This window comes from Nostoc sp. JL31 (assembly GCF_017114965.1).
Taxonomy (GTDB): Bacteria; Cyanobacteriota; Cyanobacteriia; order Cyanobacteriales; family Nostocaceae; genus Nostoc; species Nostoc punctiforme_A.
The window spans coordinates 15,437-30,754 of the sequence record NZ_JABXKO010000100.1; the positions used below are offsets into that span (position 1 = coordinate 15,437).

General features: G+C 41.7%; 14 protein-coding genes. 4 read left to right on the forward strand and 10 right to left on the reverse strand.

What is annotated here, in order from left to right:
- Window positions 1-4: 4 nt before the first annotated feature.
- From HWQ43_RS24695 to rpmI, 5 genes are all read right to left on the reverse strand, one after another.
- Window positions 5-1,987, reverse strand: a complete 1,983-nt coding sequence (locus tag HWQ43_RS24695; RefSeq protein ID WP_292738597.1) for a primary-amine oxidase — start codon at window positions 1,985-1,987, stop codon at window positions 5-7.
- A 174-nt stretch (window positions 1,988-2,161) separates the two neighbouring features.
- A complete protein-coding gene (locus tag HWQ43_RS24700) occupies window positions 2,162-2,686 on the reverse strand; it encodes a tetratricopeptide repeat protein (RefSeq protein ID WP_292738598.1) in 525 nt (174 codons plus the stop codon).
- A gap of 111 nt (window positions 2,687-2,797) precedes the next feature.
- On the reverse strand, window positions 2,798-3,613 hold the full coding sequence (locus HWQ43_RS24705) for a transporter substrate-binding domain-containing protein (RefSeq protein WP_292738599.1): 816 nt from the start codon (window positions 3,611-3,613) through the stop codon (window positions 2,798-2,800).
- A 12-nt stretch (window positions 3,614-3,625) separates the two neighbouring features.
- Complete coding sequence (gene rplT / locus HWQ43_RS24710; protein WP_289795542.1) at window positions 3,626-3,982, reverse strand: 50S ribosomal protein L20; 357 nt, start codon at window positions 3,980-3,982, stop codon at window positions 3,626-3,628.
- A 19-nt stretch (window positions 3,983-4,001) separates the two neighbouring features.
- Window positions 4,002-4,199 (reverse strand): 50S ribosomal protein L35, encoded by a 198-nt coding sequence (gene rpmI, locus HWQ43_RS24715; protein ID WP_094350284.1) that lies wholly within the window; start codon window positions 4,197-4,199, stop codon window positions 4,002-4,004.
- Between the two features lie 115 nt (window positions 4,200-4,314).
- Here rpmI and HWQ43_RS24720 point away from each other — a divergent pair, with 115 nt between their 5' ends.
- Complete coding sequence (locus HWQ43_RS24720) at window positions 4,315-4,854, forward strand: GrpB family protein (protein WP_292738600.1); 540 nt, start codon at window positions 4,315-4,317, stop codon at window positions 4,852-4,854.
- A gap of 5 nt (window positions 4,855-4,859) precedes the next feature.
- Here the strand turns inward: HWQ43_RS24720 and HWQ43_RS24725 are convergent, their stop codons facing one another.
- The 4 genes from HWQ43_RS24725 to HWQ43_RS24740 all read right to left on the reverse strand — a co-directional run bounded on the left by HWQ43_RS24725 (window position 4,860) and on the right by HWQ43_RS24740 (window position 10,754).
- A complete protein-coding gene (locus HWQ43_RS24725) occupies window positions 4,860-5,582 on the reverse strand; it encodes a hypothetical protein (RefSeq protein ID WP_292738601.1) in 723 nt (240 codons plus the stop codon).
- 54 nt (window positions 5,583-5,636) lie between these two features.
- Window positions 5,637-8,063 carry an ATP-dependent helicase gene (locus tag HWQ43_RS24730; RefSeq protein ID WP_292738602.1) on the reverse strand — a complete coding sequence of 809 codons (2,427 nt, stop codon included), beginning with the start codon at window positions 8,061-8,063 and terminating at the stop codon, window positions 5,637-5,639.
- 221 nt (window positions 8,064-8,284) lie between these two features.
- Window positions 8,285-9,058, reverse strand: coding sequence for an aquaporin Z (gene aqpZ, locus HWQ43_RS24735; protein WP_292738603.1), 774 nt, complete (start codon window positions 9,056-9,058; stop codon window positions 8,285-8,287).
- Window positions 9,059-9,665: 607 nt separating this feature from the next.
- On the reverse strand, window positions 9,666-10,754 hold the full coding sequence (locus tag HWQ43_RS24740) for a RuBisCO accumulation factor 1 (RefSeq protein ID WP_292738604.1): 1,089 nt from the start codon (window positions 10,752-10,754) through the stop codon (window positions 9,666-9,668).
- A gap of 308 nt (window positions 10,755-11,062) precedes the next feature.
- Here HWQ43_RS24740 and HWQ43_RS24745 point away from each other — a divergent pair, with 308 nt between their 5' ends.
- From HWQ43_RS24745 to HWQ43_RS24755, 3 genes are all read left to right on the forward strand, one after another.
- Window positions 11,063-12,007, forward strand: coding sequence for a response regulator (locus HWQ43_RS24745; RefSeq protein ID WP_292738605.1), 945 nt, complete (start codon window positions 11,063-11,065; stop codon window positions 12,005-12,007).
- 82 nt (window positions 12,008-12,089) lie between these two features.
- Window positions 12,090-12,794 (forward strand): bifunctional demethylmenaquinone methyltransferase/2-methoxy-6-polyprenyl-1,4-benzoquinol methylase UbiE, encoded by a 705-nt coding sequence (gene ubiE, locus HWQ43_RS24750; protein ID WP_292738606.1) that lies wholly within the window; start codon window positions 12,090-12,092, stop codon window positions 12,792-12,794.
- Between the two features lie 120 nt (window positions 12,795-12,914).
- Window positions 12,915-14,150, forward strand: coding sequence for a DUF445 domain-containing protein (locus HWQ43_RS24755; protein ID WP_292738607.1), 1,236 nt, complete (start codon window positions 12,915-12,917; stop codon window positions 14,148-14,150).
- 188 nt (window positions 14,151-14,338) lie between these two features.
- On the opposite strand, the gene HWQ43_RS24760 is transcribed toward HWQ43_RS24755, so the two are convergent.
- Complete coding sequence (locus HWQ43_RS24760) at window positions 14,339-14,914, reverse strand: Uma2 family endonuclease (protein WP_292738609.1); 576 nt, start codon at window positions 14,912-14,914, stop codon at window positions 14,339-14,341.
- Window positions 14,915-15,318 lie beyond the last annotated feature (404 nt).

Here is a 15,318-nt window from a genome sequence, read left to right on the forward strand (position 1 = left end):
TATTTTACTCTGGTAAATTTATCGCTGGATTCCGGCTAAAGAATCCTCTAGGGACTAGCTTAAAGCCAACTTGGTGAACAGGCATTACCGGCCAATCTTCCGATCGCGGAATATGAGTTACGCCCATTGTGTACCACAGTACGATATCTTCACCCAGCAAGGACTCATCGTCTGAGATATATTTTGGTAAACCCTGTCCAGGTTGAGTTTGGTTGGGATAATCGCCCCCAGCATAAAGTTCAGTAGGTTTATATTTTGTTACCCAGATGTGATGAGTCGCAAATTCTGCCCGTTGGCGGATTTTCGAGCCTTCTACAGGGAAAAATATAGAATTTCCTCCAGGCATCAGCATATATCCAGGTGCAGTTCCTAAAGCATTCTTTTTGTCTGCATTAACAATCATCCACTCCCGACTGCTTTTCATATCCAAATCACGCACCGCAGCAGTTTCTTTGGCTAGTGAGGTTTCTGAAAGTGCGATCGCATTTCCTAAAGGATTTTTCTCATCCATCGCCAAAGCTTTCACATTCATTTCCATCACAGAATTCGCCTGACCATCGACATCGAAATCTAGGCGATAGTTGAAAAAGTGCTGATGATTTACTCCAAAGATATTCTTAGCAATTAACCGACCAGATGAATCATCATCAGATTGCTTTTGAGCAGCCGTTCCCTGCGTCAATACGATACCCGTTAATTCATTTTGGACTTCCAAAGTCCCATCCTGGTGAAAGATCCAATTGATGCTGTAATCATAGTTATCAATGGCTACCGTCATCTTCATCACTAATTCTCGACTGCGACGGACATCATTACGCTGAGTATTATACTCATAGTGTTTCCACAGCATTCCGTTATCGCGTTCGTAGATACCGATAACCCCTGGTATTTGATAAGGTTCTCCCTGCTCATTAGCAAATACAGCATTTAGCAACAAGCCATTTTCGGGAATTTCTTTACCTAATTCCATCGTATTTGCTAGTAAACCTAAGTTGTATTCTCCAACATCAAAGGCATTTCTAAATGACCAAGTAGGCTTAGGATCGCCATAAGGTACTACCATTTCTGAGAGGCTAGCACGGTATAAAACTGGTCGAATATTTTCCCCGTCATTATGCGTCACTTGATACAGCATTAATCCATTACGAGGATGCATTGAATAGCGAAACTTCCAACCTTGCCAGCTAATTTCATTGTCTTTGATCTGGAAACTTCTACCATCAGGTTGGAGGATTTTCAATGCTTTGAGTGGTGACAGTAATTTGCCCAAGGACTTGACATCATAATTCCAATTTTCTTTAGAGAAAGGGACGTTTTCTCTATCAATAAAACTGGCAACTTTACCTGTGTTCAAATTGACTGTTGCTAAGACTCCTTCAATCGGACTACCGTAATAGTTCCAGCCTTTGCCTTTGTAGTAAGATAAGCCGCGACAAAGACGATTACCTGTTGCTTCTTCCTGTTCGCTGAGAATTCCTGGTGCCCACCAACTGATTTTAACTTGATCGAAATCGTTAATTCCCCGCCTTTGCATCGCTCTTTGCCATCGGGAATCGGCTTTAACTACCTGAGTTGCTAGTTCATATTCTGAATTAACGATCGCAGGTTGAACTGACGGTATTTCTTTCCAAGAACTTAAGGTTTTGCTTCTCAAATCAACGATACCTTCAAAAGTTTTGTTTTGCGATCGCTCATAGATTACTAAAAAAACTTTTCGCCCAAAAGCTTTACCAGGTGTAAAATTTATAACTTCTTCTTTATCTGGTTCTTGTAAGGCAATAAGTGTAAAAGCTGCCATTTCGCTCAAAGTTTTTTCTCTTTGGATAACCGAAACAGCGGTGCTAATTTCTACCTCAGTTAGCGAAGTGAGAGGATGGGAAATCGAAGGCTGTTGAGCCATCAATGTTTCCATTAATCCGATTGAGATAGAAATGACGGAAATGATCGCAATAGATAGCCATAAAAAACGCTTTAGCCGCTTAATCATCTTTTACATTTTTACAAAAGACTTATAGTTACCTATTTCCAAACCTAAGATTGAAAACCGATAAATTAAGAGGCTAAAGCGAAATTAATTATAATAAAATAACCCCACCCCGCTAAAGCACAGCTATTACGGGGTGGGGTTTCGGGTATTATGCTTAATTACCTGAACATTATTTTACGCAGAAACCAAACGACGTAAAGATTCAGCACGACGTTTAGCAATAGAGTTATTTGGAGCTAATTTGAGTGCTTCTTCGTAAGCTTGTAACGCCTGAGTAGTTAATTTTTTCTTCTCGTAGGCGTGACCAAGATTATTGAATCCTGTCACGTAGTCTGGTTTAGATTTGAGAGCTTCTTTGTACTGGCGAATTGCTAAGTCATATTGCTCTTGGGTAAAATAAATATAGCCGAGTCCGTTGTAAATGGGGGCGATATCTTCTTCTCCCTCTTCTTCGGCAGCTTTGAGAGCTTTTTGAAGTAGCGCGATCGCTTGAGAGTACATTTTTTTTTCTGAATAAATACTGCCTAACTCATAATATTCTTGAGTCGTACCCTTTTCTTTCTCTAATTTCTTTCGCAATCTTGCAAAAGAGCCTTCAACCTTGCGAGTTTTGAAAATCTGGCGAAAAACACCCACGGCTGCAATTGTGAGTATAACCACCAAAATTGAGAGATAAACAACGGCTAGACTGTTATCCATTACTGCAAATACAAATATTATAAAGTTTGTTATTTGTCATTTATCATTTGTCCTTGGTTATTTGTTAATGACCAATGACCAATGACGAATGACTAATGACCAATGACCAATTTACGGTAAACCCCAATATTGAGAGCGTTGCTGGAGCCAACCTTTTTCTAAATAACGAGCGATCGCTTGATTCACATTTCGTCTAAACTCATCGTACTGCAATCCCTTGGGCATTACTACACATAAGGGTTCAGTTGATAATTTTGTTGGCAGTAGCCGATATTGAGGATATTGTTGCACCCAACCGCTGAGAACACTAGCATCTGCGGCAAAAGCTACGGCGGTATTATTTTCTATTCTCTCTCGCGCTTCTTTATAGGAATCTACTCCTACTAACTCGGCGTTTGGCAGATAGTACCGCACTTGAGCAATGGTACTGGAGTTGTTGAGTACGGCAATCTTTTGTTTTGACAAATCGCTCAACTGCTGTACAGAGGCATCTTTTGTAACTAATACAGTGCCATCCAAATAGTAGGGAACACTGAAACTAACTATGCGGGCGCGTGACTCGGTTGCTGTGACTCTAGCGATCGCAAAATCAACTTTCTTGTCTAAAATTACAGACAGGCGATCGCGATTCGCTACAGGTTGAAATTTTACAGCTTCGGCTTTACCAACCAAGTCAACTGCCAAATGCTTGGCTAAGTCAATTTCTAAGCCTTGCAAATTTCCGTTGGCATCTTTAAATCCCAAGGGACGCAAGTTATCTTTAACGGCAACATTTAAATAGCCCCGCTGCTGAATTTCTGACATTTCGGCAGCAGATGCAGTTAATCCCGTTCCCACTAGAGAAAAGCAAAAAATCCAAAAGATAGTGGCGGATAATACCAGATGTAACCGAGTAATTGTTTGCCGTCTGTTACATCTGTTATACATCCCTCACCACCTTTATCCTTTAGCTTGAAGTGCCAATTCAGCAACTTTGCCGAAACTAGCTGGATCGAGGACTGCCAATTGCGCCAACATCTTGCGATTTAGTTGGATATCAGCTTTTTTCAAGTTACCGATCAACTGGCTGTAACTCAAGCCGTGTTGCCTGGAAGCAGCGTTGATGCGGGTGATCCAAAGGCGACGAAAATCGCGCTTCTTCTTTTTGCGATCGCGGTAGGCACTCCGTAGTGCCTTCATCACTTGTTGGTTGGCAGTTCTAAACAGAGTTGAATGGGAACCGCGAAAACCTTTAGCTAGTTTGAGAATTTTATTGCGGCGTTTGCGAGCTACATTACCGCGTTTTACCCGAGTCATAACTTATTTCCTAAAATACTTACAAATATGGGAGCATCAAGCGCACGTTAAGTTCATCGCGTTCGTGTACAAGCGCACTCTTACGCATACCACGTTTTTTGTCAGAAGATTTGTGTTCTAAAAGGTGGCTTTTGAACGCTTTGCGACGGACAATTTTACCGCTACCGGTGGCACGGAATCGTTTTGCCGCGGCTTTACGAGTCTTTAGTTTAGGCATGGTCTAGCTTTGATTCGACACGATCCATTATTATATACTATTAAAATTGCTATAACTGCAATTAAATAAAGGATTTAGCCAACGGCGATCGCTGTAGATAAACTTAGCTTCACTTATGGATGAGGTCAATATAGTTGAATATGACCCACGTTGGGCGACTTTGTTTACAGAAGAAGCCGAGCGGATTTGGCAGGCACTAGGCAATGACTTAGTTGTAGAAATTGAACATATTGGTAGTACCGCAGTACCAGGAATGTCAGCCAAACCAGTTATTGACATCATGGTGGGAGTACGTTCCTTGGTAGATGCAAAATCTGCTATTTTGGCTTTAAAATCTTTGGGATACGTTTATTGGTATGAAGACCCGCGTCCTGGACGAATGTTTTTTGTCAAAGGAATGCCACCATACGGAAAGCAACGTACTCATCATGTTCACATAGTCGAGATTGACAGCGAATTTTGGGAGCGTAAGTTATTTTGCGACTATTTGAGAAAGCATCCTGAAGAGGCGAAACGTTACCAAGCTCTAAAACGCGACTTAGCGGCAAGTTTTCGGAGCGATCGCGAAGCTTATACCAATGGTAAAAATGACTATATCCGTGCTTTGATGGTCAAAGCACGGAATCAGGATATGGGAAAAAGCCAAAGTCATTGATTTATTTAACTTTTTTCAGTGGCGTTGGCTTTGGGATCTAAAATTATTTGCGAAGTGGATTTATTCACATGGTAAGTCCAAGATTGCTCTTTAACCTTGACAATCACTTCCCATCCTTCTACGGGGTCGTACTGCTGGGTGCAGACTTCGCCAAAGTTGAATTGGCAAAGATTTCCAAAGGTTTTTGGTGTAGTTTGAGTAATTTTTAAATCAGTAATTCCCACCCCAGAACGGCTTGAGGCATCGCTCAAAATTGCATCTGCGATCGCCTTCGGCAATGTTTGTGAAGTACTCACTTTGGGATCTAAAATTATTTGCTTTCCAGATTTATCTACATGGTAAGTCCACGAATCTTGGCGGACTTTGACAACTACTTCCCAGCCTTCAATGGGGTTGTATTCCCTAGTACAAACTTCTCCAAATTTGAACACACAGGGATTACTAAAGGTTTTCGATGTGACTTGGGTAATCTGTAATTCCCGTTTACGTAGACCGGAATTATTGGACGCATTTCGTAAAATCTTATTAGCGATCACTTTCGGTAACTCGTTTGCTTGGGATTGGGATACTTGAGTGCCGTCTGGGTAAGGAATAGCACCAGCAGAATTGTTTTCAATGAGTCCAAATCCACAAGATAGCAAGCTTGTCAACACCAGCGTCAAGAAAATTCCTCTGGGTGACTGGAAGGTGCTTTTAATTATGGTAGATGTTTGGGTGATTGATTTCATATATATGTAATGTATTGATTGTTAAAAATTGAACAGATAATATTGCAATTGCAATCATAGTTTGTTTGACATTGCACCTAAATTCATCACACATTCAGGAAATTGGCGTTTTAATGCTGGAAACACCGGACAAGGCGCTTGTTCTTGTAAATTGTCCGGTTTACTCCAAGTAAAGGGGGCTTTCTGCGCCGCAGACATCCATAACAGAAGCTTTGCTCGTGTCATGGCAACATAGAGTAAACGATACTCTTCAGATGTTTTCAAATTTTTTGCCACCTCCCATGCCTGACTAACATCCGGTATGACAGATTCTTCGTGGAGAGTCGCGCGAATTTGGGCGCGTGCTACTTCTGATAAGGTAAAGTCGCCTAAAAATTGGCTTTGGGGAGGAACCCAAAATCTGCCAGGAATCAAGTTTTCGTGGAGAAAAGGAAGAAACACATAGTCCCAATCTAGCCCTTTAGCTTTATGCATAGTGATAATCGTCAGCTGACCGCGACGGGTATAACGTTCTTCCGAATCTTCGGTTTCCACTGGTTCAAAGCGTTCGGAACTAACTATTTCACTTAAAGCTGAAAGCATTCCCCCCATCGAACTATTGCCAGCTATCTGCTGGTTTACCCGTTCTGCGAGTTTATCAGCAGTTGCCAATTCTGCTTGGTCATAATTTAAAGTCAAGGCGAGAAAGGAAATTAGCTGGTAAAGAGGCAGTTCTAAACGAGCGCGGAGTAAGCTGCGACACAAGCGGGCAGCTTTTTGTACTGTTTCTGGCTGGGGTGCTGCGAGGGGGCCAGGATACAAAAACTCTTCTGGAAGACTAGCAAGGACGTTGAGGTCTTGGGTAGGAATTAATTGGCGCTGTACTAATGCTTCTAGGGCAGCTTTGAGGTAATCGGGGGAGTGAGGGCGATCACAAAATTGCAATAATGCCAAAATTTCTTGAGGAACATGGGAACGGCGATCGCGTTCTCCCACATCGTAAAGTGTAATTTTATGCTCTTTGCACAGAGGTGTCAGAGCTTCTGCTAACCATCGTCCTTGACGATTTTCTCGGACTAAAATCGCTGCACTATTTTTTGTTGGGTCTTCACCCAATAACTCAATCACCCTTTGAGATAACAATTCAACGGTGTGATGAATGTCACGCGGTGTATAAAGTTCTAATCCTTGTCCTACGGGTGCGGGGTTGGCGTTAGCTTGCGGATCGCCAACTTCCACAGGATGAATTGTCTGCAAGCGAAACGGTACTTGTCGGTTGTCAGGAGTCTGTTGTTTGTTGTTGGTTTTGGTTGTTGCTAACCACTGATTATTGATCCATTTGAGGGTAAAGTTAGCAGCTTCAATGATAATTCTAGTACTGCGACCAGCTCGATCCATCGTTGCCAATCGTTCGATGCGATCGCACTCTTCGCAAAATTGCCGGAAATAAATCGGATCGGCTGGAGTAAAGGTAGAGTTAATCGCCTGGTTAGGGTCGCCAACTCTGACTAAATTGAGTGGGGAGTGTTTAGAGAAGCGATTCATCCCGTCTGTATTCATCCCCTCATATTCCCGATTACTCGCCAAAATTTCTAATAACTGCGTCTGAAGAGGGCTAGAATCTTGGGCTTCGTCTTCAAAGACGGCGAATATTTGGTTTTGCTCAATGTGGCGGGCACTGTCGTTTTCTAAAACGCGCAGTGCGGCTAAAATCATATCGTCGTAATCTATAAAATCACGCGATCGCATCAAGTTTTGATATTGCTCGTACAATCCTGCTGCTACGCTCAAAATTGCATATTCGTCTGTGGTTTGTTTACTCCACTCCCGCAACAATTCTGGCGATATCCCAGAACTTTTTGCTTCATGAATTACTGTATTAGCCAATTCCGGTAATACTTCTGTTCGCAGCACCGATTGACGACGCAACCTTTCTGTCTCTTCTCCATCAAATTGATGACCTTCCAATAACCGCAAATATACATCTGGATTATTTGTAATCCATTGTTCTACAGCAGTTCTGATAAAGCGGTGACTTTGGGTTGGTGTAATTAATATGACATTTTCTAACTGCAAACCCGACAAATCAGAATGACGGTTGGCAATGTTCAACGCTAGACCATGTAGGGTATAGACAAAAAAGCCTGTCTGAGGTAAAGATAAATCATCTCGTAAAAATTTACGAATCTTCGCTTTAATATTGGCAGCAGCGGAGCGAGTAAAAGTAACGACTACCAACTGACGGCGGGAGGATGAACGCTCATATTGACGGGCGATTGCGATCGCTGCTGCCGCCGCCATCCCAGTAGATTTGCCTGCACCAGGAACGGCTGAAATAGCCAAAGGCCCAGATTGCCAATCAGCCATTTGCTGCTGTCCAGGGCGGAGACTGTTGCGGATTGCGAGAATTTTCTTCTGTAAAGAAGGAATAGGCGATCGCTCAGACAATTCTGAGTCAAGTAATTCTTGAACAACAGGAGTAGTAAATTTAGAGTCGGACATTATCAAATTATATATTTTAAATAGATATTGAATTTAATTCCCAAACCACAGAGTATGAATAATCTTTGGTAATTCTTAATCCCAAATTATTAAATAAATTACTCCCCTGTTCTTGCCCTAATTATTCTAGGACACAAGCTATATCAAAAATATTATGTCAATCCCCTGACTGAAGATATAACGCTTGGTTGATTTGTTCAGTTAGGGGATTTTTAACAAAGTTAGACTAGTTCTTTAATACTTTGCCGTTCATCCACAGTTGATTCACTAAAGATCGCTACATACAACCATCCTGCTAAAATAGCCCCAAAGATCGGAGCTATCCAGAACAGCCAGACTTGTGAAAACAGTTGTACACCTGCAAATAGAGCAACTCCAGTACTACGGGCAGGATTAACCGAGGTATTGGTTACAGGAATGCTAATCAGGTGAATTAAAGTGAGTCCAAAACCAATTGCCAGCGGTGCAAATCCTTTAGGAACACGGCTATCAGTCACACCCAGAATAATCAGCAGAAACATGAAAGTCATTACAACTTCAGTAATGAAGCAAGCAAAGAGTGTGTAACCACCTGGAGAATGAGTACCGTAACCGTTGGTAGCCAGTGGATTGGAGCCAGTCAGGGTAAATCCAGTTTTGCCGCTAGCAATCAGGTAGATAATGCCCGCACCAACAACTGCACCGATTACTTGAGAGGCGATATAAGGTAGTAAGTCAGATCCCGGAAAGCGCTTACCTGCCCACAGTCCAAAGGAAACAGCTGGATTGAAATGACCACCAGAAATATGACCAAAAGCATAAGCCCCTGTGAGGACAGTAAGCCCGAATGCCAAAGATACACCTACTAATCCAATACCCAATGGAAAAGAAGTATTCTCGCTGATTTTTGCAGCATCTGCTGTGTAGGCTGCGGCTAAAACAGCACTACCACAGCCACCTAAAACAAGCCAAAATGTGCCGATCAATTCTGCCAAACAACGTTTTGTGAGAGACATTTTTGGAAAATTCCTTGTTCCGCTACATAATGAGTAATAGTTACGTTACACAATGTTTAAGTCATTGCTGTCAACAGAAAATCTATTGCCTTTTTTTTGTGATGAAACTAAATTGAAAAAAATAGGGATTTTTTTCTCAATAGTTAATTGTGGTGATAAGATATGAAAATACAGGAAAAGTTGAAATAACAGAAAAAACACTTAATTTCTTAATAATTTTGCTCTCATATTGAAGAAGAAGTCAGAAGTCAGAATTCAGGAGTCAGAATCAACACGCGACGCTCGTGACGCTCGTTCGCCCTTGGCGTCTCCCCTTGGCAGAATACTCGCTACCGCTTCTCTGCGAGACGCACTCGCGTTCGTTTGTGTAGCCGCGATTTCTAATCGCCTGGTATATTTGCTTAAATTGCGTAACTTGCTTATTTAGTAATCGTATCAAGGCAAACCCAACAAATCACCAAAAAGGTTGGGTTTAGTTGTTCAACCCAACCTATGATTTTCCTTAACTCAACCGTATTGAGATTTTTGCTCCAGTTAGTTTAATTTTCAACACTCCCACACTTTTAGGTGTGGGAGTGTTACGCAGTTAGCTCATCTAAAATTGAATTTATTCATCAATCTGCCATGAATCTTTAGTTAATTCTTCATCCAGAATTTTCTTAGGACGCACAATGATAATAATTTGTCCTAGTAGAGGAATTTCTGGCTCAGTTTCAAACCATTGAAAATCTAATTCACCACCATTTTCAACGACAAAATAGCTGGAGGCATCCCATTCTCGTTGGGCACGATCTATGACAACTACGACTGGCCCTATTTGGCTTTGGGTTTGGATGGGGAAGCGATCGCTATTCGCTAAAATTACTACTGGATCTTCTGCCGCCAATAGCACTTGCCAACCTGGTAAGGGTATCCAAGCTTGTTCTCCAGAAAACTTGACCATCCGAAATGGTTCGATTTCTGTCAGTATGGGCACAGCTTGCAAGTCTTGGCGTGATAATGGCAACTCGCCTACTACGGGCAAAATTCGGGGTAACTGTTCTTCAAATTCCAGGCGGTAAAACGGTAAGATTGGCGCTGGACGCTGGGGAACCGTAGTAAAATCAGTTAGTAACTGTTCGATTTTTTGCCTTGCACCTGGCGTATGAGCAAAACGCAAACCTTTGGCGATTAGGCGCGATCGCTGTTGTAAATCTGCATTTTGGCGTGCCAGTTTCCAAACTTGGTGAGCAACAGCATCCCCAGGATGGGCAGAAAACCCTTCTGGTAAAGTGCGGAAATAGGAGAACTCTTTAAGTGCTTTTGCTATATCCCGTGCCTCATCAGCATCAACATTGTGGACGAAGATTAGTTCGGCGGCAGCGGCGCGTTCTTCTTGAGTAAGTAAACGTAGCTCGTACAAAACATCGCTGCCGCGTGTAGTATAGTGCGATTGCGTTTCTGCCGATACTCCAAACTTTTCCAAAGAATTGTAAACTTGAGAACCAACAACCACCTGGTTTTGTTGAATCGGCTCAAATCCAGTCGCCTCAAAAATTTCTTGGGGGTTGTAACCGATTTTTAGCAACGAGGCGATCGCGGTTCCCCATTCCACCCAGTTGCCTTGTTTTTGCCTCAGCTTTCGGAGTAACTCTTGTGCTACATCATTGTTAGCATTGTCTTCGGGATTCTGAGTGTTGGGTGGTAGATCAGTCATAATCGGAGTGCGAGCTTCAACTTGAGAGGTTAATTAACACCTCATGAGCAAGTATTATTCTAATCTATACCCAGACCTACACCTCATCCACGATCAAAACTGCCATAGTTTTGCTGATTTAGTTAGTTTTTCTAGTGCAACATTTTTAATTCAGATATTTGGGCAGATAAATTTCCTCTGTAGCGCTCACTATTAGCGTTCTAAAATATGCAAAATAACTCCGTATAAACCCTTGGCGATTTTCGGCTATTCTCAACTAAACTTGGTATGGAATATAACAAGAGAGTAAATATTTAAAGGAAAATCTTATGGATAAACCTAATCTCGAAATTGATAAAGTCCAATCTCAAGTTATGACTCTCGAACGACCAAAAAAGCTGAAAATACTGGTAGTTGACGATGAGCCAGATAATCTCGATTTACTTTATCGCACATTTCGACGCGACTTTAATGTTCTGAAAGCTGATAGTGGGGTGAATGCTCTACAAGTTTTGGCAACAGAAGGGGAGGTAGCGGTGATTATCTCCGATCAACGGATGCCAGAAATGAAAGGGACTGAATTTCTCAGCAAGACTGTACCTCAGTTTCCCGACACAGTAAGAATAATTCTCACTGGATTTACTGATATAGAAGACTTGGTAGAAGCAATTAATGCCGGACAAGTCTACAAATATATCACCAAGCCTTGGGACCCAGGGGAACTAAAGGCAGTGGTGCAAAGAGCAGCCGAAACCTACGACTTGCTGAAGCAACGTACAGAAGAATTACGCCGTGCTCATGCTCAAATGGCGCTGCTGAGTGTTTTGGTACAGGTAACTCAAGCCGCTTCTAGCTTAGAAGAAACCCTCGCTCCCATTGCTAGAGCTGTGAGTGAAACTTTTGGGGCAGACGGCTGTATTTTACAACTTACAGATGGAAATACTCTGGTTGCAACTCAAGGAACTTACAGCGACACAGGTACAATAGAAAATTGGCTATCTCTTGACCCACTAACCAGGGAAGCGATCGCCACGGGAGAAATGCAACTTTCCTTAAATGTACTTAAAGACACTAAATTAGTTGATGCGATTCACTACCAAAATACTGGTGTGCAAGCACATTTAGTGATCCCAATTAGCTACCGTAATCAACTTTTGGGTGTATTGTCGCTACAGTGGAAACAACCTTGCACTTTGCGAGAAGATGAATTGGTGCTAATTAATTTATCAGCACAACTGGTGGCGATCGCTCTGACTAGTAGTCACTCTCATTAAGGTATTGTGTAGTTGTCATTAGTCATTTGTCCTTTATCCTTGGCAAATGACGAATGACTAATGACCAATGACTTATTGACCAATGACTAACGAAATTCAATCCATTTTTAACCGTATTGCTCCAGTTTATGACCAGTTAAACGATTGGTTGAGTCTGGGACAGCATCGAATCTGGAAGGAAATGACAGTAAAATGGAGTGCAGCTAAACCAGGAGATACTGCATTAGATTTGTGTTGCGGTAGTGGTGATCTAGCTTTACGTTTGGCACGGCGTATAGGAGCAACAGGACAGGTGTATGGAGTGGATTTTTCCCAAAACCTTCTAGAAAAAGCTCAAGAACGCTCACATTGGCAGTACCCCCAACCAGCTCCTAGCTGGGTTGAAGCTGATGTCCTCAATTTACCCTTTGAAGATAACCAATTTGATGCTGCAACAATGGGCTATGGTTTAAGAAATGTTAAAGATATTCCCCGCAGTCTCCAAGAGCTATACCGGGTTTTGAAGCCGGGAGCTAAAGCCGCAATTTTAGACTTTCATCGACCGATTAATCCTCAGCTACGCGCCTTTCAGCAGTTGTATCTGGACAGTTTTGTAGTGCCAGTTGCCAGTTATTTAGGCTTAAAAGAAGAATATGCTTACATCAGTCCCAGCTTAGATCGGTTTCCCATCGGCAAAGAACAAATAGAGTTAGCTCATCAAGTTGGTTTTGCAGTTGCCACACACTACCCCATTGCGAACGGTATGATGGGAGTGCTAGTGCTTAGTAAGTTAGGAGTTATTAGTTAAAAGTTATGAATTATGAGTAGTGATAAATTCTCATTTAAAATTTATCATTCCTAACTCCTAACTCCTAACTCCTAACTCCTAACTCTAAGCTCTAACCTCCTAACTTTTTAAATTCTTCCCTTGGACTGGTCTCATCTTTGGCTTTATGTGTCTCCCCCGGTACTGGGTGGAATTATTGGCTATTTCACAAATGATATAGCCATCAAAATGTTGTTCCGTCCTTACCGAGCAATTTATATCGCTGGACGAAGAGTACCCTTCACCCCTGGATTGATCCCCCGCAATCAAGAACGTCTAGCTAAGAACATTTCTAATACAATCATGGGGTCACTATTGACACCACAAGAATTGCAAAATCTGGCACGGCGTTTGTTGCAAACAGAACGCGTGCAATCAGCAATTCTCTGGTTGTTGCGGTTGGCAATTGAACAAATCAAGACAGATAAAAATGAGAAAAGTGCCAAAATTGTAGCGGGAATTTTGCGGGATTTACTAGGGGAGTCCTTGCCACGATTGCTCAAGGTTTTAGCGCGGCGTGAAGATTTTTTAGAAGCGCAGATAAATCAAATTTTTGACCAGATATTGCTGGAATTTCAACTTAGTGAAGAACAATCTACGCGGCTTGCTGATTGGTTGTTGCAAGTAGTTTTACCGCCGGATATTTTACGCCAAACGATAGTTGATTTTTTGACCGATCGCACCATTCAAATTATCGATGAAGGCTTCCGCGAAAAAACCAGTGGGACTTATTGGGTAGTAGCAAATTTGTTTGGCTTACGTAATACTCTTACACGCCTACGAACTTTTTGCTTGGATGAAAAAGAGGCTGCTAATAGTCGTTTACAGGAATTGACTCAAGATTTGCAGATCCGCGATCGCATTCGGAAATTACTGCAAAATTTATCATTACAAAACTTGCCAATGGGTACGGTGCGCCAACTCCGAAAAACCACCCGTGAAAGTGTCCGCCATTACCTGCAAAATAGTGGCAGCGATTTTTTACAAGGATTAACTGATTCTGTTGATTGGGAAAATATTGCTGTAGTGCTGCTGAATCGTGTTAGTGCTTCACCAGTTGTCAGTACTTCTTTAGAAGTCATGAGTCAAGAGTTGGCTCTAATTTTAGAGAAATATTTGGAAAAAGATTTAGAAGCAATTGTGGCGCAGGCAATTCCAATTTTATCGATAGATGAAGTGATAGTTGACCGGGTAAAATCAACTTCACCTGCTGATTTGGAAGCTGCCATTGAAGGAATTGTGAAAAATGAATTGCAAGCAATTGTGACTTTAGGTGGTGTTTTAGGTTTTGTTATCGGGTTATTGCAGGCGGTATTTTTAATATTAAGTCAATATTAATTTTTTGTTTTTACCTGTAAAATTTTATCAAATTATAGTTGCAATTTCGTCAAATCATGAAATGAGAGGAATTTGCAGATGTTATCAAACATCCAAAAATCCTACCACTCCAAAGCTTTCAACTGGTCGTGGTAACAAAAAAACCGTTTTTAATCACGCAAAAATTGGAATTTTGAAACAGCGATCGCTTAACTCAATATCTGTGCTAAATTCAGCACAAATCCTGGTAATACATCTTCTCCTGATAAGCTAGTAGGCGATCGCAGAATCTCAACATCCTGTCCTGGGCGATAAATTTCCACCTGTTGGTTCTGCGGATCAATCAGCCAGCCTAAACGTACACCGTTGTCAATATACTCCTGCATTTTTTGTTGCACAGTCTTTAAGCTGTCTGAAGCAGAGCGCAATTCTACCGCAAAATCTGGAGCCATTGGTAGGAATCTTGCAGGGTCTGGATTCAGGGCTTCTAATCGCTCTCGGCTCACCCAGGATGCATCAGGAGAAGGATTTGCACCATTAGGAAGTTTGAAACCTGTAGAAGAATCAAAAGCCAAACCTGTGCCATCAGCGTCAGCCCAATTACCTAAGCGCTGTGTCAGTTTACTATTGCGATTTCCGATTCCCCATCCAGTTGGTGGCATGATAATTAATTCTCCCTCTGCCGTGCGCTCAAGTCGCAAATCTCGATTATTTTGACACAGTTGGAAGAACTGCTCATCTGTTAGTTCAATGGTGGGGCTGAGGTTCAGAATCAGGGCAGTCATAGTTGCCTCTCAATCTTGCTAACTGTAGCGTAGCATTTGGTTGACATACTAGGCTGACCATCTAAATAACTACGATGCTTACTAGAGAGCTATTTTCAGTTATGTAAAAATTTGTTTCATTGTTATCTGTCTGATAATAGCAGATGAGAGTTGATGTTTTTCTCTCAGCTTATACTAGCAGGATGCTGTATTCAATCACACCCTCTTATTATTCTGTTGACTTAGCAAATTTATTCTAAATTTCAGAAGTTGCCTCGCTCAAAATTAAAACAGAGAAAGCGTTATGGCTCTCGTTGAATACTTATGTCATCATTTTGCTACGCCATCAGTTTTTTGGTATTAAATTTTACATATCCTTTAAAAGTATCTGGGTTAAAAGCTTATATTGTAAATCTGATTAATAT

Bases quoted from the DNA above. Each gene is read 5' to 3' on its own strand.
- HWQ43_RS24695 (WP_292738597.1), bottom strand. From the start codon at position 1,987: ATGATTAAGCGGCTAAAGCGTTTTTTATGGCTATCTATTGCGATCATT.
- HWQ43_RS24700 (WP_292738598.1), bottom strand. From the start codon at position 2,686: ATGGATAACAGTCTAGCCGTTGTTTATCTCTCAATTTTGGTGGTTATA.
- HWQ43_RS24705 (WP_292738599.1), bottom strand. From the start codon at position 3,613: ATGTATAACAGATGTAACAGACGGCAAACAATTACTCGGTTACATCTG.
- rplT (WP_289795542.1), bottom strand. From the start codon at position 3,982: ATGACTCGGGTAAAACGCGGTAATGTAGCTCGCAAACGCCGCAATAAA.
- rpmI (WP_094350284.1), bottom strand. From the start codon at position 4,199: ATGCCTAAACTAAAGACTCGTAAAGCCGCGGCAAAACGATTCCGTGCC.
- HWQ43_RS24720 (WP_292738600.1), top strand. From the start codon at position 4,315: ATGGATGAGGTCAATATAGTTGAATATGACCCACGTTGGGCGACTTTG.
- HWQ43_RS24725 (WP_292738601.1), bottom strand. From the start codon at position 5,582: ATGAAATCAATCACCCAAACATCTACCATAATTAAAAGCACCTTCCAG.
- HWQ43_RS24730 (WP_292738602.1), bottom strand. From the start codon at position 8,063: ATGTCCGACTCTAAATTTACTACTCCTGTTGTTCAAGAATTACTTGAC.
- aqpZ (WP_292738603.1), bottom strand. From the start codon at position 9,058: ATGTCTCTCACAAAACGTTGTTTGGCAGAATTGATCGGCACATTTTGG.
- HWQ43_RS24740 (WP_292738604.1), bottom strand. From the start codon at position 10,754: ATGACTGATCTACCACCCAACACTCAGAATCCCGAAGACAATGCTAAC.
- HWQ43_RS24745 (WP_292738605.1), top strand. From the start codon at position 11,063: ATGGATAAACCTAATCTCGAAATTGATAAAGTCCAATCTCAAGTTATG.
- ubiE (WP_292738606.1), top strand. From the start codon at position 12,090: ATGACTAACGAAATTCAATCCATTTTTAACCGTATTGCTCCAGTTTAT.
- HWQ43_RS24760 (WP_292738609.1), bottom strand. From the start codon at position 14,914: ATGACTGCCCTGATTCTGAACCTCAGCCCCACCATTGAACTAACAGAT.